A 19419-nucleotide genomic window follows, 5' to 3' on the forward strand; every position below is an offset into this window, starting at 1 on the left:
GTCAGTTTACTGCCGTCACTGTAAAACCGTCGGCGCGCAGAAGGGAGACCAGTCCTTCCTCTCCGACCAGATGCAAGGCTCCGACGGCCATGAAGACGCCGCCCTCATCCAGAAGGGGACGGGCGCGTTCGGCCATCGTGTGGTTGCGTTGCGTGACGATCCGCTCTTCAAACTCTGCATACCCCTCGCCGTCGGCGCCATCCGGCGAAACCGCCTTCAACATGGGCATGGTGCGGCCGATGTCGCCCGACAGGTAAAGATCGGTCATTGTCACCATCACGTCATCCATCCTGTCGCCAAGCGCCAGCATTTCCATCAGCGACTTCAGATGAAACTCCGTCGGGATGGAGGCCATGGCGGACAATTGTTCCTCCATGGTTTCGAGCCCCTTTACCGGCTTTCCGGCGCGTATGGCATCTTCGGCCAACTGCTTGTCAAGAAAGGAAGCGCCCTTTGCCTTGCGTGCCAATTCGCAGGCCGGAAGTGCGATAAAGCTGGACAGCATCCACGGCTGCATGCGCGACACCGCGCCAAGCGGTATGCCGCGCGCCTTCAGCGCCGCATCCAGCCTTGCCGTATCGGCGGGCGACAGAAAGCTCTGGATGGTCTTGCCATCCATCAACATCGTCAGCTGCGGTTTTGTCATCAGACGGGCTATGGCCTTCTGCTCGTCAAGGATCTCGTCGGATTCGATGACGATCACCCTGGCACCGGCCTTCGCCTCCATCGCCCCCTTCGGAAGCGCCAGAACCCTGGGGTCGGTCACATGCATGGTGCCAAGGAGGTAGGAGGCTTTCAGCCCCGGTTTTTCGATCTTCCAGAACAGGCCCTTGCCGTTCTGCACGGCATCGCCTTCTGCCACGATCCGGCGGTAGGTGGCCGGATCCGTGTCGCGCATCTGCGCCAAGATATCTGTACCCCGGCAGATCGGCTCCTGCGCCCTTGCGGCCGGCGCAAAAGCCAGTATCGCCAGAAACGACAGGAACACCAAGCCATGCAGGCAGGCGAGCAGCCACTGCACTACATCTGCTGCAGCGGTGAAGCGGCGTGACAGGAAGGAGAGGGCGGGCAGAGGCATTGGTCAGGTTCCTTCATGTCGATGCCTATCCTTTACGAGGAGCTGGCGTGACACTGGTCTTGGCTGGCATGGCGAAGCGGTCAGGCACGTGGATGGGCGCGGTCATAAACCTCGAGCAGGCGCGCCTGATCGACGCCGGTATAGACCTGCGTGGTGGAAAGGCTGGCATGGCCGAGCAGTTCCTGGATCGAGCGCAGGTCACCGCCACCGGACAGGAGATGCGTGGCAAAGGAATGGCGAAGCGCATGCGGCGTGGCGCTATCGGGCAGCCCGAGCGCGCCCCGCAGTTTTTGCATCTCGCGCTGAATGATGCCGGGGTTGAGTTTTCCGCCGCGCGCGCCGCGAAACAGCGGCTGATCGCTGGAAAGCGCGTAGGGGCAGAGCTTGCGATAGGTCTCGATCACCTGCGGCACGATGGGCAACAGCGGCACCATCCGCGTCTTGCCGCCCTTGCCCGTCACCCGAAGCGATGTCGCGCCTTCGGGAATGTCGGCAGGCGTCAGGTCCAGCGCTTCGGAAATGCGAAGGCCGCAGCCATAAAGAAGCGTCAGCACGGCGGCATCGCGCGCGGCGATCCACGGCTCTTCGTTGAGTTGCGCCTCGGCGCTCACCACATCCAGCGCCTGACGATCGGAGAGCGGTTTCGGCAGCGATTTCGGCTGCCGCGGTGCGCGGATCGCACCGGCTGCTGCCGCATTCACCAGCCCCTTGCGCTCGAGGTGCCGCAGGAAAGAGCGAAGGCCGGCGAGATGCCGGCCGAGCGAGCGCGCACCCGATCCCTCGCGCCGGCGTTTGGCCAGGAACGACCGCAGATCGGCCGTTCGCAGCGTATGGATGTCGGAAATTGTGGCCGGTCCGCCGAGATGACCTGTGAGAAAGGCAAGGAACTGACGTGTGTCCCGTTCATAGGCTTCCAATGTATTGGCGGCCAATCGTCGTTCGGTTTCAAGGCTTTGCAGCCATTGACGCCGCATTTCCAGAAGCTCTGGGCTCGCCAGGATCAGGATCTCGTTCACAGCGTATCCGTTGATTTTGACAGGATGCGATCCACATTGCGCATGGAGCGTTACCAATTCACTAAGGCTTCTCGATGTCACAGTTCGATCATCAAGGGCTGCGATAAAATGCATGTGTTCTTCAGGGAGTGCCTATGCAACCTCGTCATTCCACGTCTGCCCTGGGGCAGTTTGCCGAAGCGATCGCTCTCGTGTCGCAAGGCCAGCCCGGTCATATCGTGGACACTCTGATTGCCGAGCGCGGTACCCGCCTCGTCCGGCATCCACTCTGGCCGGTCATGCGGCCTTTCCTCTACAGCCTCTTGCGCTACAGCCGCGCCATCCGTTTTGCCAACGATATCGAAAGCCTGTCCGGCTTCCAGTCGTTTGAATATCTGAGCAGAATGCTGCATCTGGATATCCGCGTCCACAATGGCGAGCGGATACCGTCCTCGGGCGGCTTCATTCTGGTCAGCAACCACCCGACCGGTATTGCCGATGGCGTCGCCGTCTTCGATCTTCTCAAAGACCGCCGGCCGGACATGATGTTTTTTGCCAATCGCGATGCGGTGCGGGTCAATCCGCGGTTTTCCGAGATGATCATCCCGGTCGAATGGCGCGAGGAGCACAAGACGAAGCTCAAGGCCCGCGAAACGCTGAAACTCACCAATCATGCGGTGGAAGAGGGCAAGGTCACGGTGCTGTTTCCCTCCGGGCGCATTGCCTATTGGGACAATGGCCGTCTCAACGAGCGCCCGTGGAAGATGTCGGCCGTCAGCCTTGCGCGCAAATACAACCTGCCGATCCTGCCGATGCATATGAAGGCGCGCAATTCCGGCCTGTTCTACTGGTTTGCCAAATGGTCCACCGAACTGCGCGACATGACGGTGTTCTACGAGCTTTTGAACAAGAAGGGCGATCTCTTCGATTTCACCATCGGCCAGATGATCCAGCCGGATGAACTGGAGGGGGATCCGGTCGAAGTGACGAAGGCGCTGGAGCGACATTCCGTGTTCGAACTCGCCGCCAATCCGGACGCCCGCTTCGTTTCGCCGGGGCAGGTCGTCGTCGCGGCCTGATTTCGGTTCCCTTTTGTTCCGCGCCGAGGCATGGTCCCGCGCCATGGGAAAAGATTCGTCCGATCTCTTCGGCGCCCTCTTTGATGCGCAGAAGGTGAACCGTGTTGTGCCGGTTCTGGTGCCCTTGCCGGTGCCGGAAGCCTATAGCTATGCCGTGCCTGAAGGCATGGCGGTGGAGCCGGGTTCCGTGGTGCAGGTACCGCTTGGCCCCCGACAGGTCATCGGCGTGGTCTGGGATGGCACCGATGACGTGCGGCTCGATCCGAAGAAGCTGCGGCCGATCACGCTTGCCTTCGATTGCCCGCCGCTGACGCGCGAAATGCGCGCCTTCATCGACTGGGTTTCTGCCTACACCCTGTCGCCGCCGGGGCTTGTGGCGCGCATGGCCGTCAGGGCGCCGGCAGCGCTCGATCCCGAACCCATGGTGGAGGCTCTGCGCTACCGGGGCGGTGAGCCGGAACGGTTGACGCCGGCGCGCGCCCGCGTGCTGGACCTGACCCGCGATGAAATGCCATGGACACGTAGCGGCCTTGCCCATGCGGCGGGCGTTTCCGCAAGCGTCATCGACGGGCTGGTGAAGCAGGGCCTGTTCGACACCGTGTTTTTACCGCCGCCGCCGGTGGTGGCGCTGCCGGATCCCGATTACGTCGAACCGCGCATCGAAGGTCCGCAAAAGCAGGCCGCCTCGGAAGTCGTCGAGAACATGCAGGCCGGCGGTTTTTCCGCCTCCCTCATCGATGGCGTTACGGGGTCAGGCAAGACGGAGGTGTATTTCGAGGCGATTGCCGAGGCGCTGCGCAAGGGCCGTCAGGTGCTGATCCTGTTGCCGGAAATCGCGTTGACCGCGAGTTTTCTTGAACGTTTCCAGGACCGGTTTGGTGCAAAGCCTGCCGACTGGCATTCGGATCTGTCGCCGCGCCTGCGCGAAAAAGTCTGGCGGGGCGTGGTGACGGGGGAGGTGCGCGTTGTCGCCGGCGCCCGCTCGGCGCTGTTTCTGCCGTTTGAGGAACTTGGCCTCATCGTGGTCGATGAAGAGCATGATCCCGCCTACAAGCAGGAGGACCGGGTCTTTTACAATGCCCGCGACATGGCGGTCGTGCGCGGGCGCATCGGCGATTTCCCGGTGGTTCTGGTCTCTGCGACGCCTTCAGTCGAAAGCCAGGTCAACGGCCAGAGCGGCCGCTATCACATGGTGCATCTGCCGACCCGCTTCGGTGAAGCGGCGATGCCGGACCTTCATCTGGTCGATATGCGCCGGCATCCACCGGACCGTGGCGGCTTCCTGTCGCCTGTCTTGCTGCGGGCGGTGAAGAAGACCGTCGAAAATGGCCATCAGGCGCTGCTTTTCCTCAACCGTCGTGGTTATGCGCCGCTGACGCTGTGTCGCGTCTGCGGTCATCGTTTCCAATGCCCGCAGTGCTCAAGCTGGCTGGTGGAACATCGCTTCAAGGGGCAGATCCAGTGCCACCAGTGTGGTTATGCGGAAAAGACGCCGGAAGCCTGCCCGGAATGCGGCACGTTCGATCATCTCGTCGCCTGCGGCCCGGGTGTGGAGCGGATTGCCGAAGAGGTGGAAAAGCATTTCCCCGATGCCCGCACCATCGTCATGTCCTCGGACCTTCTGGGCGGCGTCAAGCGGCTGAGGCTGGAGCTGGAGGCCATTGCCAAGGGCGAGGCGGATATCGTCATCGGCACGCAGCTGGTGGCCAAGGGCCATAACTTTCCGCTGATGACGCTGGTCGGCATTGTCGACGCTGATCTCGGCCTTGCCAATGGTGATCCAAGGGCTGCCGAACGCACCTTTCAGCTGCTCAGCCAGGTGACCGGCCGTGCCGGGCGTACCGGCTTGAAAAGCCACGGACTTTTGCAAACCTACCAGCCGCAGCATCCGGTGATGCAGGCCATCGTTTCCGGCGATCCTTCCGCCTTTTATGAGCGCGAGATCGGCGAGCGCGAAAAGGCGCTTTTGCCGCCTTTCGGGCGTCTTGCCTCCATCATCGTATCGGCCGATGCAAGAGCCGATGCGGAAGGCCACGCACGGGGCCTGCGGGCCGCAGCTCCCAAGGTTTCAGGCATTGCCGTTCTGGGGCCGGCTGAAGCGCCGCTGGCGCTGGTGCGCGGCCGCCACCGGTTCCGTCTTCTGGTTCACGGCCGGCGCAACAGCGACATGCAGGCCTATCTGCGCCAGATGCTGGCCAATGGCCCGAAAGTGCGCGGCAGCGTGCATGTGCAGCTCGATATCGACCCGCAGAGTTTTCTCTGACCGGGACCGACCTTTGAAAAATGACCGCCCGCTGGTATGGCGACCGACCTTTCAAGAGAATATCCGAATCAGGAGCCCAGAATGGAACTCTACTTCCCGACCGAACTGCCAGAGCAGCTTGCATTTTTGGGCGCGGCGCTCTCGGCGCTGGCCGGCCTGTTCATCCTGGTCCTGCCGGCCGCTGCACTCAGGCTCTCCGGTTTTGCCATCGGCGAGGTCACGCCGGAAGGGTATGGCGCGGTGCGCTCCACCGGCGGCCTCTATCTCGGGCTTGGTGTGATCGCGATCTTTCTGGCGCAGGACTGGACCTATCTGGCGCTCGGCGTGTCTGCTGCCATGGGTGCTTTCGGGCGGCTGGTTTCGATGATCGCTGACCGTGGTTTGACGCTTCGTAGCACCGGCCTTCTGCTGCTTCAGGTTGTGGTTTCGGTGCTGCCGCTCGGCTATGTGCTGGGTTACTTCTAGACCCGTAAAATGGGCAAGGCAGGGTGTATTGAAGACAATCGCACGCAAGTTGACATAAAATCGGTTCAAGCCCTTGCAGAGAAGGCTCTTTCCGCCGTCACGCGTGTTGCGAGTCCCAACGTCCTATGCTAGACGAACCCCGAATTTCGGAAAAAGGCTGGAGGGCTCCTCCGGTCGAAATGAGAAAAAGAAGCAAATTCAAGCGTTTGTCTGAACTCCGAAAACAGGCCGGACACTTGGATGATAATCAGGGAAATTGTGCCCGTGGCAGACACATCCCAGCAGACTTCCGGCATGGCTTATCGCTACGCCAGCTCGCTGTTCGAGCTTGCGCTGGAGACCGGCTCGGTCGAGCAGGTGCGCTCAGATCTTGACCGTTTTCAGGCAATGATCGAGGAAAGTGATGACCTGAAAAGGTTGATGGCAAGCCCGGTCTTTTCGGCTGAAGAGCAGAGCCGTGCGGTCTCGGCGCTCGCTGCAAAGGCTGGCATCCAGGGTCTCGTTGCAAACTTTCTGAAGGTCGTTGCGGGCAACCGCCGGCTTTTCGCACTGCCGGGCATCATTCGCTCGTTCCGTGCCATCTTTGCTCGCCATCGCGGCGAGGTTACTGCCGAAGTCGTTTCGGCCCATGCGCTGTCTCAGGCGCAGGAACAAGAACTTAAGTCGGCGCTGAAGGGCGTGAGCGGCAAGGACGTCCTCTTGGACGTGACTGTCGACCCTTCGATCCTCGGTGGCCTGATCGTCAAGATCGGCTCGCGTCAGATCGATACGTCTCTTCGCACCAAACTTTCCACCCTTAAGCTTGCACTGAAAGAGGTTGGCTGATGGACATCCGCGCCGCGGAAATTTCCGCAATTCTGAAAGATCAAATCAAGAACTTCGGCCAGGAGGCTGAGGTCTCCGAAGTTGGTCAGGTTCTGTCCGTCGGTGACGGTATTGCCCGCGTCTACGGTCTCGACAACGTCCAGGCGGGCGAAATGGTCGAGTTCCCCGGTGGCATCCGCGGTATGGCGCTGAACCTCGAATCCGACAATGTCGGCGTGGTTATCTTCGGCTCCGACCGTGACATCAAGGAAGGCGACGTCGTCAAGCGCACCGGCGCCATCGTTGAAGTCCCGGTTGGTCCGGAACTGCTCGGCCGCGTCGTTGACGCGCTCGGCAACCCGATCGACGGCAAGGGCCCGATCAACACGTCGCGCCGTTCGCGCGTCGACGTCAAGGCTCCCGGCATCATTCCGCGCAAGGGCGTGCATGAGCCGATGTCCACGGGCATCAAGGCAATCGACGCCCTGATCCCGGTTGGCCGCGGCCAGCGCGAGCTTGTGATCGGTGACCGCCAGACCGGCAAGACCGCCATCATTCTCGACACCTTCCTCAATCAGAAGCCGATCCACGACAATGGCCCTGACAGCGACAAGCTGTTCTGCGTCTACGTTGCTATCGGCCAGAAGCGCTCCACCGTTGCCCAGTTCGTCAAGGTTCTGGAAGAGCGCGGCGCCCTGCAGTACTCGATCGTCGTTGCGGCAACCGCATCCGATCCGGCCCCGATGCAGTATCTGGCTCCGTTTGCCGGTTGCGCCATGGGCGAATATTTCCGCGACAACGGCCAGCACGCGCTGATCGCGTATGACGACCTGTCCAAGCAGGCCGTTGCCTATCGCCAGATGTCGCTTCTGCTGCGCCGCCCGCCGGGCCGCGAAGCCTATCCGGGCGACGTTTTCTATCTGCATTCGCGTCTTCTCGAGCGCGCCGCCAAGATGGGCGACGCTGCCGGTGCTGGTTCGCTGACGGCTCTGCCTGTTATCGAAACCCAGGGCAACGACGTGTCGGCCTTCATTCCGACCAACGTGATCTCGATCACCGACGGCCAGATCTTCCTCGAAACCGACCTGTTCTACCAGGGCATCCGCCCGGCCGTGAACGTGGGTCTCTCGGTTTCGCGCGTTGGTTCGGCTGCCCAGATCAAGGCCATGAAGCAGGTTGCCGGCTCCATCAAGGGTGAGCTTGCGCAGTATCGCGAAATGGCGGCCTTCGCACAGTTCGGCTCCGACCTCGATGCCTCGACGCAGCGCCTCCTGAACCGCGGCGCACGCCTGACTGAACTCCTGAAGCAGCCGCAGTTCTCGCCGCTGAAGACGGAAGAGCAGGTTGCTGTGATCTTCGCTGGCGTCAACGGTTACCTGGACAAGATCCCGGTTGCCCAGGTCGGCAAGTTCGAGCAGGGCATGCTCAGCTATCTTCGCAACGACGGCAAGGCCGTGCTGGATGCCATCCGCACGGAAAAGCAGGTATCCGACGATACCCGCGCCAAGCTGAAGGCTGCGCTGGAGACCTTCTCGAAGTCTTTCGCCTGAACGGAAAAGCTCAAGGACCGATAACGGATGCCTTCACTTAAGGATCTGAAGAACCGGATCGCCTCCGTCAAGGCGACGCAGAAGATCACCAAGGCGATGAAAATGGTCGCCGCGGCGAAGCTGCGCCGTGCGCAGGAGGCAGCGGAAGCCGCTCGCCCCTACGCAGAACGGATGGATCGCGTTCTGGCCGGCCTCAGTGCCGTCTACAAGGACAGCCCGGAGGCTCCCCTCCTGCTGTCCGGCACGGGTCGTGACAAGACGCACCTTCTCATCGTCGCAACGGGCGAACGCGGACTGGCCGGGGGCTTCAACTCCTCCATCGTCCGCCTTGCCCGCGACCATGCGCTGAAGCTTCTGGCCGAAGGCAAGACCGTCAAGATCCTGACCGTCGGCCGTAAGGGCAACGACGTTCTGCGCCGCACCTTCCGCGAGAACATCATCGATTACGTGACGTTCCGCGAAGTCAAGCAGCTTGGCTTTGCCAATGCCAGCGACGTTGCGCAGCGTGTCCTGTCTCTCTACGAGGCTGGCGAGTTCGACATCGCAACACTGTTCTATGCGCGGTTTGCCTCGGTGATCTCGCAGGTCGCAACGGCCCAGCAGATCATTCCGGCGAAGTTTGCCGAAACGGAAGTGCCGGCAACTGCCGCACTTTACGAATATGAGCCGAGCGAACAGGAAATCCTGGAAGACCTTCTGCCGCGCAATGTCGCGGTACAGATCTTCCGCGCATTGCTGGAAAACAACGCTTCCTTCTACGGCGCGCAGATGTCCGCAATGGACAGCGCAACGCGCAATGCCGGTGACATGATCAACAAGTTGACGCTGTCCTACAACCGCCAGCGTCAGGCGCAGATCACGAAGGAACTTATCGAAATCATTTCGGGCGCTGAAGCGCTCTGAATGCCCAAGAAAGAAGGGTAAGACAACATGGCTAGAGCAGCGACCCTGAATACCTCCACGACGTCCACGAGCACGTCCGTCGGCCGCGTTACGCAGGTCATCGGCGCCGTGGTTGACGTCGCCTTCGACGGCGAACTGCCCTCGATCCTGAACGCGCTGGAAACCGACAACAACGGCAACCGCCTCGTTCTCGAAGTGGCCCAGCATCTCGGCGAAAGCGTCGTGCGCACCATTGCCATGGACTCGACCGAAGGTCTGGTTCGCGGTCAGAAGGTGGTCAACACCGGCGCGCCGATCTCGGTTCCGGTTGGGGACGCAACGCTTGGCCGCATCATCAACGTCATCGGCGAGCCGGTGGACGAACTCGGCCCGATCCCGACGGAAGCCCGTCGCGGCATCCACCAGCCGGCTCCGGAATATGTCGATCAGGCAACGGAATCGCAGATCCTCGTCACCGGCATCAAGGTCGTCGACCTGCTCGCACCTTACGCAAAGGGCGGCAAGATCGGCCTGTTCGGCGGCGCCGGCGTTGGCAAGACGGTTCTCATCATGGAACTGATCAACAACGTGGCAAAGGCGCACGGCGGTTACTCCGTGTTTGCAGGCGTGGGTGAACGGACCCGCGAAGGCAACGACCTCTATCACGAAATGATCGAGTCCAAGGTCAACGTCGATCCGCATGAAAACGGTGGTTCGGCTGCCGGTTCCAAGTGCGCCCTCGTGTACGGCCAGATGAACGAGCCTCCGGGTGCCCGTGCTCGCGTCGCTCTGACGGGTCTGACGATTGCTGAAGACTTCCGCGACAAGGGCCAGGACGTTCTGTTCTTCGTCGACAACATCTTCCGCTTCACGCAGGCCGGTTCTGAAGTGTCGGCACTTCTCGGCCGTATCCCGTCGGCCGTTGGTTATCAGCCGACGCTTGCCACCGACATGGGTGCCCTGCAGGAACGCATCACCACCACCCACAAGGGTTCGATCACCTCGGTTCAGGCCATTTACGTGCCCGCCGACGACTTGACCGACCCGGCTCCGGCAACCTCGTTCGCCCACTTGGACGCAACGACGGTTCTGTCGCGTTCGATCGCGGAAAAGGGTATCTACCCGGCCGTTGACCCGCTCGACTCCACCTCGCGCATGCTCGACCCGATGGTTATCGGTGAAGAACATTACGAAGTGGCCCGTAAGGTTCAGTCGACGCTGCAGCGCTACAAGTCGCTTCAGGACATCATCGCCATCCTCGGCATGGATGAACTGTCGGAAGAAGACAAGCAGACGGTTGCCCGCGCCCGCAAGATCGAGCGCTTCCTGTCGCAGCCCTTCCACGTGGCTGAAATCTTCACCGGTTCGCCGGGCAAGCTGGTTTCGCTGGAAGACACGATCAAGGGCTTCAAGGGCCTGGTCAACGGCGATTACGACCACCTGCCGGAAGCTGCTTTCTACATGGTTGGCTCCATCGAGGAAGCCATGGAAAAGGCAAAGAAGCTGGCTGCTGCCGCTTAATCATGATCGACAGGACGGCGGGCTCCCGCGCGCCGTTCCTTACCGCATAACGCCTTGAAGAAGTGGACCGTCATGGCCGACGCTTTCAAATTTGAACTGGTTTCGCCCGAGCGTCTGCTCGTTTCCGAACAGGTGACGGAAGTTATCATTCCGGCAACGCTGGGTGAAATGACCGTGCTTGCCAAGCATGCCCCGACCATGACGACGATCAAGGCCGGCGTTGTGACGGTGAAGGCCGCTTCGGGTCAGGTTCACAAATACGTGGTCTTCGGCGGTTTTGCCGATATCACGCCAACCGGCTGCACGCTCCTGGCCGAATCCGCCGTGCCGCAGGCCGAAGCCGACCGCAGCCTGTTCGAAAGCCGCATCGAGGCGCTTCGCGCCGATATATCCGGTGCGCCGACCGACGAACATCGCACGCGCTTCGAGCACATGCTGGCCGACATGACCCACCTGCACAACAAGGTTCATCCGAACTGATCGCAGGTTGCGTGTTTCGAACTTCCAAGGCGGCCTCCACGGCCGCCTTTTTCGTATGTCCAAACGATAGACCTGGTCCACATGACATTGCGCCCGCTCGCGCGGCAGGCAACTGTTTCATGCGGCATCCGAGGCAGGGTCTATGCCGGCGGACCGGAGGGACTGTAGCCCGTTTCCGGTGAGGGGATGGCGGAAAGAAGGTGCTGGTGCAATTGCAGCGCAGAGGGCGCGAGCGCCCGGTAGCGCGGCATGCCGAGATAATAGCCATACCCCGTTTCCAGCCGATCACTGCCCAGCGTTACCAACGCTCCGGAATTCAGTTCCTCGCCAATCAGTCCAAGGCTTCCGAGCGTAACGCCTTCGCCGCGCACGGCGGCATCCACGGCCATGGAATAGGTCGAGAACGAGAGACGCGGCTTTACCCGCATGGGCGCTGGTTGGCCGAGCCGGGCAAACCATTGCCGAAACGAGATCCAGTTGGCGTTGAAACGCTCGTAGTCAATGAGATCGAGCGTTGCGATGTCGCAGGTGGACAGGTGTAGCGGGTCAATTGCGCGTCGGGAAAGATAGTCGGGCGCTGCAACGGGCATCAGCACTTCGGGCATCAGCAGCGTCAGGTTCCAGCGCGGATGATCACCATTCGCGTAGAGGATGACGAGGTCATTGGCTTCCGACGCCAGTTCCAGCGGCGCATCCGTGGAGAGCAGGCGCACGGAGAGCGCAGGGCTTGCATGGGAAAACTCCCTCAGCCTTTTTGCCAGCCACAGATGGGAAACAGACCCGCTGGCGGAAATCGAGATGATCTCGCTTGCGCCGCCCCGGAACGGCTCAAGGCTTTCATCGAGATAGTCCAGCGTCGCGCGCACCCGTTGCGCCAGCCGCTGCCCGTGCGGCGTCAGCGCCAGATTGCGGCCGCGTCTCGTAAAGAGCTGGGCGCCAAGCTGGTCCTCCAGCCCCTGTATGCGGCGGCTGACGGCGGCCTGAGTGACATGCAGTTCGCGTCCGGCGCTTGAAAAATTCATATGGCGGCAGGCGGCATCGAAGACGCGAAAGGCTTCCAGCGGAATTTTGTCCAGCATCGACGCTCCATGATCTGAAGTCATCAATATGCCCGATATTTCCCAGGATTTGAAGAACTGACCTTGTGATGCAGAGTGCCGTGATTGAAACGGGACGATCTTGCGGATGCGCTTCTCAACCTCCTCCATCCCCGACATTCATTTTGGCCCCGGCAGTGTCGGGGAGGTGGCCGGGCTTGCAAAGGCGTTCGGCGGCGTCGCGCGGGCGGTCCTCGTTCTGGACGGGTTTCTGGCTTCCAGCGGACTTGCCGAGGGGCTAACGGCGGATCTTGCCGCCGTTGGCATTCGCGCGCGAATCTTTGCGCAGTTTTCTGGCGAGCCCAAGCTATCGCATCTGCGGGCAGCGATTGCTGCTGCCGAGGGCTGCCAGCTGGTGATCGGGATCGGCGGCGGTTCCGCCCTCGATATTGCCAAGATTACGGCGTGCTGCGCGGCCTCGGGCAAGGACCCTTTGCATTACGCGCTGGCCGCCAATCCCTTGCCTCAGAAACCGTTGAAGAAGATCCTCGTGCCGACCACCGCCGGCACCGGGTCGGAAACCTCCGCCACCACGATTTTCACCGGTGAGCTGGGCAAAAAACTCTGGATCTGGGGACCACAGACCAAGGCGGATCAGGTGATCCTCGATCCGCAGCTGACCCTGACGCTGCCGCCGCCGTTGACGGCGTGGTGCGGCATGGATGCCTTCATCCATGCCTTCGAAGCCTCCACGAACCGCAACGCTCATGCCGGCGCCGCCCTCTATGCCCACCAGGCCATGCGTTTGATCCTCGAAGGGCTGGTGTCTGCGGTGCAGGAGCCCGTCAATCTGCCGGCGCGCGAAAAGCTGCTGCTCGGCTCCTGTTATGCCGGCATCGCCATCGACAATTGCGGAACGGCCATCGCCCACAACATCAGCCATGCGCTTGCCGCACTGGCGCCGATCCATCATGGCCTCGCGACGGCGCTTGCCTTTGAGGCAACGCTGCCGTGGCTCGTCGAGGCAGACACCCTGAACCTCAAGGCCGCGGCTGCAGCCTGTGGGTTGGCGGAGCCGCGCGACCTGCCGGCCTTCGTGTCGGACCTGATGGATCGCTGCGGCATCGAGCGGGCGCTTCCGCCCGCCTTTGCCGGGTTTATGGCCGCCGATCTTGCCGCCGAGATGAAGGCGCCGGAAAATCAGCCGATGCGGCGTGCCACCATCCGCGAGGTGGCCGATACCGATATTGACCGCTTTGCCGAAGCCGTGATGGCTCTTCGAAGGACACAGTGATGACCAGGACCCGCCCCGATTGGGAAGCCCTTGACGCCCGAACGACACCGGAAGGGCGCCACTTCATCGACGGTGGCTTTCGCCCCGCCATGTCCGGCAGAACCTTTACCCGGGTTCGTCCGATGGACGGCCGGGAGGGCGCAAGCCTTGCGCGCGGCGACCACCGCGATATCGACCTGGCGGTCCAGGCGGCACGCACAGCCTTTGCAAGTGGCATCTGGCGCCGCAAGGATCCCGGCGAAAAGAAGAAGATCATGCTCGCCTGGGCCGACCTCATTCGCAAAAACGGCGAGGAACTGGCGCTTCTTGAAACGCTGGATGTGGGCAAGCCGGTGCTGGCCTCCCTGAATGTCGATGTTCGCCTCTGCGCCGATGGCATCCAGTTTTACGCGGAAATGATCGACAAGCTCTATGACGAGATCGCGCCGGCAGGGCCGATGTCGCGGGCCCTGGTGCGCAAGGTGCCACTCGGCGTGATCGGCGCCATCACGCCCTGGAATTATCCGATGATCATCGATGCCTGGAAGATCGGACCGGCGATTGCGGCGGGAAATTCCGTCGTGCTGAAACCGGCCGAACAATCCTCGCTGTCAGCGCTCCGGCTTGCGGAACTGGCAGTGGAGGCTGGACTGCCAGCCGGCGTGTTCAATGTCGTCACGGGCTTTGGCGAAGAGACGGGCAAGCCGCTTGCCTGCCACATGGATGTGGACATGATCGCCTTTACCGGCTCGACGGAAGTCGGCAAGCTGATCATGACCTATGCCGCGCAGTCCAATGTCAAGCGCGTGGCGCTGGAACTCGGCGGCAAGTCGCCACTGGTGGTGTTCGCCGATGCGGATCTGGATCTTGCCGCTTCTGCCGCCGCCTGGGGCTGTTTTTACAATTCCGGCGAAACCTGCCATGCCGCAACGCGCCTCATCGTCGAGCGCTCTGTGGAAGCAGACCTGATCGAGCGCATCCGCGAGGTCACGCGGCGCGAAATCGCTCTAGCCCATCCCTTCGATCCATCGGCCCAGATCGGCGCGCTGATCGAGGAGGCGCATATGGACAAGGTGCTGGCAATGATTGCTGCCGGCGAGAAGGAGGGCGCTTCCCGCGTCTTCGGGGCCGAGCGGGCGCTGTCGGACACCGGCGGTTATTATGTGTCTCCCGGCGTCTTGAAGGGCGTGACGAATGACATGACGATCGCCCGTGAAGAGATTTTCGGGCCGGTCCTGTGCTCGATCTCCTTCGAGACGGAGGAGGAAGCGCTCGCCATTGCCAACGACACGATCTATGGCTTGGCGGGCGCTGTGTTTACCCGCGACATGAACCGCGCCCACCGGTTTTCCGAGGCGCTTCATGCCGGCACGGTGTGGATCAACACCTATGACATGGCCAGTTTCTCCACCCCTTTCGGCGGCTTCAAGCAGTCGGGCTTCGGGCGGGACCGGTCTGTGCATGCCATCGACAAATATTGCGATTTCAAGACGATCTGGCAGCAGTTCGGCTGAGGAGAGGCGCGCAATGAAGATCGCATCCATCGAGATCAGCCATCATCGCCTGCCGCTCGATCCCCCGTTCAAGGCAAGCTGGGACGGGCGTCCGCGCCATCATTTCGACGCCACCATCGTGCGGGTGCGCGATACGGACGGTCGCGAGGGGATTGGCTCCGGCGACCTGATGAAGGGGTTCGAGGGCCACGAGGACCTGTTCATCGGCCAGGATCCGCGTCATCTGGAGCGGCACTACGAGGTGCTGTCGCATATCAACTTCCACTATGGCCGCTGCTGGCCGCTTGATCTGGCGCTGTGGGATCTGTCGGGCAAGATCATCGGCGAGCCGGTCTGGCGTATGCTCGGCGGGCGGGCGGACCGGGTGCGGCTTTACGCATCCTCCGGCGTGCTGCGCGATCCCTCGGCCATGGCGGATCAGGCGGAACATTATCTGGCGCAAGGTTTTCCCGCCATGAAGGTGCGGTTCAGCGCATCCTCCGGCGGACGCGAAAACTGGCGGGATGATGTGAAGGCGCTGGAAGCCATTCGCGCCCGTGTCGGCCAGCGGCTGGAGCTGATGGTTGACTGCAATCAGGGTTGGCGCATGCCCTGGGACACCACGCTTGCCTGGACATTTAAGGATGCGCTTGCCGTGGCGCGGGAGCTGGAAAAGCTCGACATCTACTGGATGGAGGAGCCGCTGCACCGGGCCGACGTCAAGGGCATGCGGATGCTGAAGGAGGCCACATCCGTGCGCCTCGCCGGCGGCGAGATGACCCGGGAACTCACCGACTTTCGCCAGTTGATCGAGGAGCGCGCGCTCGACGTCATCCAGCCGGATGTGGCGCTGGTTGGCGGCATTACCGGCTGTCGGCGTCTGGTCTATCAGGCGCGAGAGGCCGGCATCACCTTCACCCCCCACAGCTGGACCAATGGCATCGGCGTGTTAGCCAATGCGCATCTGACGGCGGGCGTCGGCGATGCGCCGTTTCTCGAATATCCCTATGACGAACCGGAGTGGAGCGAAGCCCGCCGCGATTTTCCGATGGCAGAACCGCTCCATCACCGCGACGGCTGGCTGGAACTGGGAGATACGCCCGGTCTCGGCATCCTATTGGACGAGGAGCGGCTTGCCGCGACGCGTATCGGATAGGATCACGGTCACGATCGGCCTGCTTGTGCGTTAAATCAATTCCAGCCTGCCATGCAGCCGCTAGGGTGCGCTGGCAATGAACAGGAGTTGCGCATGAAAGTCGGGATTATCGGCGCCGGCATGGTCGGCAGCACGGCAGGTTATGCGCTGGCCCTGACGGGCACGGCAAGCGAAGTGGTGCTGGTGGATATGAACCGGGCGCTGGCATTGGCGCAGGCGGAAGATATTGCCCATGCCACGCCGTTTCATTCGGCCACCAAGGTCAGCGCCGGCGGTTATGATGCGCTTGAAGGGGCAGGCGTCGTCATTCTGGCCGCCGGTGTCAGCCAGAAGCCCGGTGAAGACCGGCTTTCGCTGCTGGAGCGCAATGCCGAGGTGTTTCGTAGCATTGTCGGCGAGGTGCTCTCGGTTGCCCCGCAGGCAATCCTGCTCATTGCCTCCAACCCCGTCGATATCATGACCGATATTGCCACGCGCCTCTCCGGCCTTGCGCCTTGCCGCGTCATCGGTTCCGGCACTATTCTGGATACGGCGCGGTTTCGCACGCTGCTCGGGCGCCATCTCGACATTTCCTCGCAATCGGTGCATGCCTATGTGCTGGGTGAGCATGGTGACAGCGAAGTGCTGACCTGGTCGAATGCGCTGGCCGGTTCCGTCTCGGTCGCCTCGTTTGCGCAGCAGGTGGGCAAGCCGCTGACCGGGGCCATCCGTGCAGACATCGACGATAATGTGCGCAATGCCGCCTATCGGATCATCGAGGGCAAGGGTGCCACCTATTACGGCATCGGTGCCGGCTTGCAGCGGATCGTCAAGGCGATCGCGCTGGATCAGCGGGCGGTGCTTTCGGTGTCGATGGTAACACCTGAAGTGGAAGGCATTGCGAACGTGGCGCTTTCGCTTCCGCGCGTCATTGGCGCGTCGGGCGTGCTGGCGGATCTTTTCCCGGATCTCGATGACGGGGAACACAAGGCTCTTGCCCGCAGCGCCGGCATCATCAAGGAAAAGACCGGCTCGATCCGTCTCTGATCCTCATCCGTGGCGTAGCCGCTCCGTCGAAAGTTCGTAGCGCAGGCCTGCCGGGTCATAGTCGAGCTTTGCCGTTCCGCCAAAATCATGGGGAACGACACGCTCCATCAGCGTCGTGCCAAAACCCCGGCGCGAGGGCGGTGCAACGGGCGGGCCACCGGTTTCGCGCCATGTGAGGTGGAAGGGGCCTTGGCCATCGCCTTTCCAGCCAATCGCCACCTTGCCGCCATCCGCGCGAAGCGCGCCGTATTTCATCGCATTGGTCGCCAGTTCGTTGATGGCGAGTGACAGCGAAAGCGCCTGTTTTTCCGTCAGAACCACCGCGGGGCCAGACATCCCGATGCGGTCTACGGCTGTTCTGTGGGCGGAAAGGCCGATATCCAGAACCTGGTGCACGGGCACATCACCCTTTGCCGTCTCGGTCAGCAGGGCATGGGCGCTTGCGATGGCTGAAATCCGCTGCAGAAGCAGCGGACGGATTTCCTCGAGAGGCCGCTCCGCCCGCAATGTCTGGCTGACGATCGAATTCACGGTCGCAAACATGTTCTTCATCCGGTGCTGCAGCTCCGAATTCATCAGGCGGGTTTGCCGCTCGATTGCGACCCGATCGGTTGTTTCGACCACAGTGTCCAGCATGCCCGCAATCTGTCCTTCATCGTCGCGCAAGGGGCTGTAGCAGAAGGTGAAATAGGCGTCTTCCGGATACCCTTTGCGCGAAATCGTCAGCGGAAAGTCCTCGATATAGGTTGCCTCTCCCCCCTGGGCGGCAGCGGCAATCGGACCAATCGTGTCCCAGGCTTCCGACCAGACATCCGAAAAGGGCCGTCCCATCGCTTCCGGTTTCTCACCAAGGATGGCGCGAAAAGGGTCGTTGTAGATTGTGATCAGCTGCGGCCCCCAGGCAATGGCTGCCGGAAATGCCGAGCTGAGAATGGAGGCAACGATGGTGCGCAGCGAAATCGGCCAGGCATGAAGGGGGCCAAGCGGCGTGGATGCCCAGTCGATGCTGCGCACCAGTTCGCCCGAGCGGCCGCCGCCTTGCAGGAATGAGAATATGTCGTCTGCCGCCACGCTGCCTTCCACCATTGCCCTTAATTGTAAGTCTGAGACGTTCTGCGCCTACTGCTGCATCTAGGGCGCCGCTTTGCGGAGGCAACTTCACCGACGACGCTTTGATCACTCAGCCACTTCGACCTCACGAGACCGGTTGACCTTTTCCTCTGCACTTGACCACAACAGGGATGCAGAGGCGGAAAGACGTCCGGAGGACCCATGATCGACAAGCTCGAATTCTTCATTGCCCTTGCCGGTGCCTCGCATTTTGGCCGGGCGGCGGAGGAGTGCGGAATATCCCAACCGACGCTGTCGGCCGCCATCCGGCAGCTGGAAGACCAGCTGGGCGTCGTGCTTGTGGTGCGCGGCTCGCGTTTCCAGGGGTTGACGCCGGAGGGGCAGCGCGTGCTGGAATGGGCGCGCCGGATCGTTGGCGATACCCGCACCATGCGCGAGGAAATGCGGGCCGCCCGCAAGGGACTTGCCGGCCATATCCGCGTTGCCGTCATACCGACCGCCCTTGCCATGGTGCCGAAATTGACCGAGCCGTTTCAGGCGCGCCACCCGGCGGTCACCTTTTCCATTACTTCGCGCACCTCGCTGCAGGTGCTGAGCCAACTTGAAAACCTCGAGATCGACGCCGGAATCACCTATCTCGACAATGAACCGCTCGGCCGCGTAACCACCGTGCCGCTCTATTCGGAACGGTATCACCTCATTGCAGCCGCAGGCACACCGCTTGCCGACCGGGACGTGGTGACATGGCAGGAGGTTTCCAACCTTCGGCTTTGCCTATTGACGCCGGATATGCAGAACCGCCGCATCATCAACAAACACATGGCAGAAGCCGGCGTGGTGGCCAAGCCGACGCTGGAATCCAATTCGATGATTGTCTTGTTTTCCCATATCCGCACCGGACAATGGGCCTCGATCATGCCCCGTAACGTGGCGGAATCCTTCGGTTTTCCCGAGCAGATCCGGATGATTCCGATTTCCGAACCCGATGCCGAACATCTGGTCGGACTGGTCGCAACGCATCGGGAACCGCACACGCCGCTGGTTTCCGCGCTGCTGCATGAAGCGCGATCCCGCGCTGCAGCATCTGCCTTTGATAGAAATTTCCTATCAATCAACGGAATGCCGTTATTGACCTGAGCCTGTAGCGTTAGTCATCCTTCACTAAAGGCAAGACTGGTGGCTGTGCCGCGGACGACTTGATCTTCGAATATGTGCTTCGAAATGTGCCAAGTTCAGACTCCGCATC

Annotated in this window: 17 protein-coding genes; 13 read left to right on the plus strand and 4 right to left on the minus strand. The window is 61.7% G+C overall.

The features are described 5' to 3' along the window. Position 1: 1 nt before the first annotated feature. The gene (locus AC4CWH_RS18000) at positions 2-1078 is read right to left on the minus strand and encodes a TraB/GumN family protein (protein WP_491319778.1); all 1077 of its coding nucleotides are present in this window, start codon (positions 1076-1078) and stop codon (positions 2-4) included. 80 nt (positions 1079-1158) lie between these two features. Continuing rightward, positions 1159-2094 (minus strand): tyrosine recombinase XerC, encoded by a 936-nt coding sequence (locus tag AC4CWH_RS18005; RefSeq protein ID WP_491319779.1) that lies wholly within the window; start codon positions 2092-2094, stop codon positions 1159-1161. 134 nt (positions 2095-2228) lie between these two features. On the opposite strand from AC4CWH_RS18005, the gene AC4CWH_RS18010 reads away from it, so the two are divergent. The 8 genes from AC4CWH_RS18010 to AC4CWH_RS18045 all read left to right on the plus strand — a co-directional run bounded on the left by AC4CWH_RS18010 (position 2229) and on the right by AC4CWH_RS18045 (position 11117). Next, positions 2229-3152: a GNAT family N-acetyltransferase gene (locus AC4CWH_RS18010; RefSeq protein WP_491319780.1), complete on the plus strand. Its 924-nt coding sequence runs from the start codon at positions 2229-2231 to the stop codon at positions 3150-3152. A 43-nt stretch (positions 3153-3195) separates the two neighbouring features. Next, entirely contained in the window at positions 3196-5415 is a 2220-nt protein-coding gene (locus AC4CWH_RS18015; RefSeq protein ID WP_491319781.1) for a primosomal protein N', read from the plus strand. Positions 5416-5496: 81 nt separating this feature from the next. Then, positions 5497-5880, plus strand: a complete 384-nt coding sequence (locus AC4CWH_RS18020; RefSeq protein ID WP_491319782.1) for an AGROH133_08824 family phage infection protein — start codon at positions 5497-5499, stop codon at positions 5878-5880. A gap of 258 nt (positions 5881-6138) precedes the next feature. After that, the gene (locus tag AC4CWH_RS18025) at positions 6139-6705 is read left to right on the plus strand and encodes a F0F1 ATP synthase subunit delta (protein WP_491321473.1); all 567 of its coding nucleotides are present in this window, start codon (positions 6139-6141) and stop codon (positions 6703-6705) included. Continuing rightward, positions 6705-8234 (plus strand): F0F1 ATP synthase subunit alpha, encoded by a 1530-nt coding sequence (gene atpA, locus AC4CWH_RS18030; RefSeq protein ID WP_491283424.1) that lies wholly within the window; start codon positions 6705-6707, stop codon positions 8232-8234. The genes AC4CWH_RS18025 and atpA overlap by 1 nt, the downstream gene beginning before the upstream one ends. Positions 8235-8261: 27 nt before the next feature. Further along, positions 8262-9137 carry a F0F1 ATP synthase subunit gamma gene (locus tag AC4CWH_RS18035; RefSeq protein WP_491283425.1) on the plus strand — a complete coding sequence of 292 codons (876 nt, stop codon included), beginning with the start codon at positions 8262-8264 and terminating at the stop codon, positions 9135-9137. Between the two features lie 27 nt (positions 9138-9164). Next, complete coding sequence (atpD, locus tag AC4CWH_RS18040) at positions 9165-10637, plus strand: F0F1 ATP synthase subunit beta (RefSeq protein WP_491283426.1); 1473 nt, start codon at positions 9165-9167, stop codon at positions 10635-10637. Between the two features lie 72 nt (positions 10638-10709). Beyond that, positions 10710-11117 carry a F0F1 ATP synthase subunit epsilon gene (locus tag AC4CWH_RS18045; RefSeq protein WP_491283427.1) on the plus strand — a complete coding sequence of 136 codons (408 nt, stop codon included), beginning with the start codon at positions 10710-10712 and terminating at the stop codon, positions 11115-11117. A 140-nt stretch (positions 11118-11257) separates the two neighbouring features. On the opposite strand, the gene AC4CWH_RS18050 is transcribed toward AC4CWH_RS18045, so the two are convergent. Continuing rightward, positions 11258-12196, minus strand: a complete 939-nt coding sequence (locus AC4CWH_RS18050) for a LysR substrate-binding domain-containing protein (RefSeq protein WP_491319783.1) — start codon at positions 12194-12196, stop codon at positions 11258-11260. A gap of 106 nt (positions 12197-12302) precedes the next feature. Here AC4CWH_RS18050 and AC4CWH_RS18055 point away from each other — a divergent pair, with 106 nt between their 5' ends. The 4 genes from AC4CWH_RS18055 (at position 12303) to AC4CWH_RS18070 (ending at position 17102) form a co-directional block, all read left to right on the plus strand. After that, entirely contained in the window at positions 12303-13448 is a 1146-nt protein-coding gene (locus tag AC4CWH_RS18055; protein WP_491319784.1) for an iron-containing alcohol dehydrogenase, read from the plus strand. Beyond that, positions 13448-14941, plus strand: coding sequence for an aldehyde dehydrogenase (locus AC4CWH_RS18060; protein WP_491319785.1), 1494 nt, complete (start codon positions 13448-13450; stop codon positions 14939-14941). The genes AC4CWH_RS18055 and AC4CWH_RS18060 overlap by 1 nt, the downstream gene beginning before the upstream one ends. 13 nt (positions 14942-14954) lie before the next feature. After that, positions 14955-16076, plus strand: a complete 1122-nt coding sequence (locus tag AC4CWH_RS18065; RefSeq protein ID WP_491319786.1) for a mandelate racemase/muconate lactonizing enzyme family protein — start codon at positions 14955-14957, stop codon at positions 16074-16076. A gap of 93 nt (positions 16077-16169) precedes the next feature. Continuing rightward, the gene (locus AC4CWH_RS18070) at positions 16170-17102 is read left to right on the plus strand and encodes an L-lactate dehydrogenase (RefSeq protein ID WP_491319787.1); all 933 of its coding nucleotides are present in this window, start codon (positions 16170-16172) and stop codon (positions 17100-17102) included. Between the two features lie 3 nt (positions 17103-17105). On the opposite strand, the gene AC4CWH_RS18075 is transcribed toward AC4CWH_RS18070, so the two are convergent. Next, positions 17106-18173 carry an HWE histidine kinase domain-containing protein gene (locus AC4CWH_RS18075; protein ID WP_491319788.1) on the minus strand — a complete coding sequence of 356 codons (1068 nt, stop codon included), beginning with the start codon at positions 18171-18173 and terminating at the stop codon, positions 17106-17108. A 201-nt stretch (positions 18174-18374) separates the two neighbouring features. On the opposite strand from AC4CWH_RS18075, the gene AC4CWH_RS18080 reads away from it, so the two are divergent. Beyond that, positions 18375-19310 carry a LysR family transcriptional regulator gene (locus tag AC4CWH_RS18080; protein ID WP_491319789.1) on the plus strand — a complete coding sequence of 312 codons (936 nt, stop codon included), beginning with the start codon at positions 18375-18377 and terminating at the stop codon, positions 19308-19310. The last annotated feature ends 109 nt before the right edge of the window (positions 19311-19419 follow it).

Source organism: Neorhizobium sp. PAMB6716 (assembly GCF_058242805.1).

What these genes read in the sequence shown, in the direction of transcription:
- AC4CWH_RS18000 (WP_491319778.1), bottom strand. Translation starts at nt 1,078, where the DNA reads ATGCCTCTGCCCGCCCTCTCCTTCCTGTCACGCCGCTTCACCGCTGCA.
- AC4CWH_RS18010 (WP_491319780.1), top strand. Translation starts at nt 2,229, where the DNA reads ATGCAACCTCGTCATTCCACGTCTGCCCTGGGGCAGTTTGCCGAAGCG.
- AC4CWH_RS18015 (WP_491319781.1), top strand. Translation starts at nt 3,196, where the DNA reads ATGGGAAAAGATTCGTCCGATCTCTTCGGCGCCCTCTTTGATGCGCAG.
- AC4CWH_RS18020 (WP_491319782.1), top strand. Translation starts at nt 5,497, where the DNA reads ATGGAACTCTACTTCCCGACCGAACTGCCAGAGCAGCTTGCATTTTTG.
- atpA (WP_491283424.1), top strand. Translation starts at nt 6,705, where the DNA reads ATGGACATCCGCGCCGCGGAAATTTCCGCAATTCTGAAAGATCAAATC.
- AC4CWH_RS18035 (WP_491283425.1), top strand. Translation starts at nt 8,262, where the DNA reads ATGCCTTCACTTAAGGATCTGAAGAACCGGATCGCCTCCGTCAAGGCG.
- atpD (WP_491283426.1), top strand. Translation starts at nt 9,165, where the DNA reads ATGGCTAGAGCAGCGACCCTGAATACCTCCACGACGTCCACGAGCACG.
- AC4CWH_RS18045 (WP_491283427.1), top strand. Translation starts at nt 10,710, where the DNA reads ATGGCCGACGCTTTCAAATTTGAACTGGTTTCGCCCGAGCGTCTGCTC.
- AC4CWH_RS18050 (WP_491319783.1), bottom strand. Translation starts at nt 12,196, where the DNA reads ATGCTGGACAAAATTCCGCTGGAAGCCTTTCGCGTCTTCGATGCCGCC.
- AC4CWH_RS18055 (WP_491319784.1), top strand. Translation starts at nt 12,303, where the DNA reads ATGCGCTTCTCAACCTCCTCCATCCCCGACATTCATTTTGGCCCCGGC.
- AC4CWH_RS18060 (WP_491319785.1), top strand. Translation starts at nt 13,448, where the DNA reads ATGACCAGGACCCGCCCCGATTGGGAAGCCCTTGACGCCCGAACGACA.
- AC4CWH_RS18065 (WP_491319786.1), top strand. Translation starts at nt 14,955, where the DNA reads ATGAAGATCGCATCCATCGAGATCAGCCATCATCGCCTGCCGCTCGAT.
- AC4CWH_RS18070 (WP_491319787.1), top strand. Translation starts at nt 16,170, where the DNA reads ATGAAAGTCGGGATTATCGGCGCCGGCATGGTCGGCAGCACGGCAGGT.
- AC4CWH_RS18080 (WP_491319789.1), top strand. Translation starts at nt 18,375, where the DNA reads ATGATCGACAAGCTCGAATTCTTCATTGCCCTTGCCGGTGCCTCGCAT.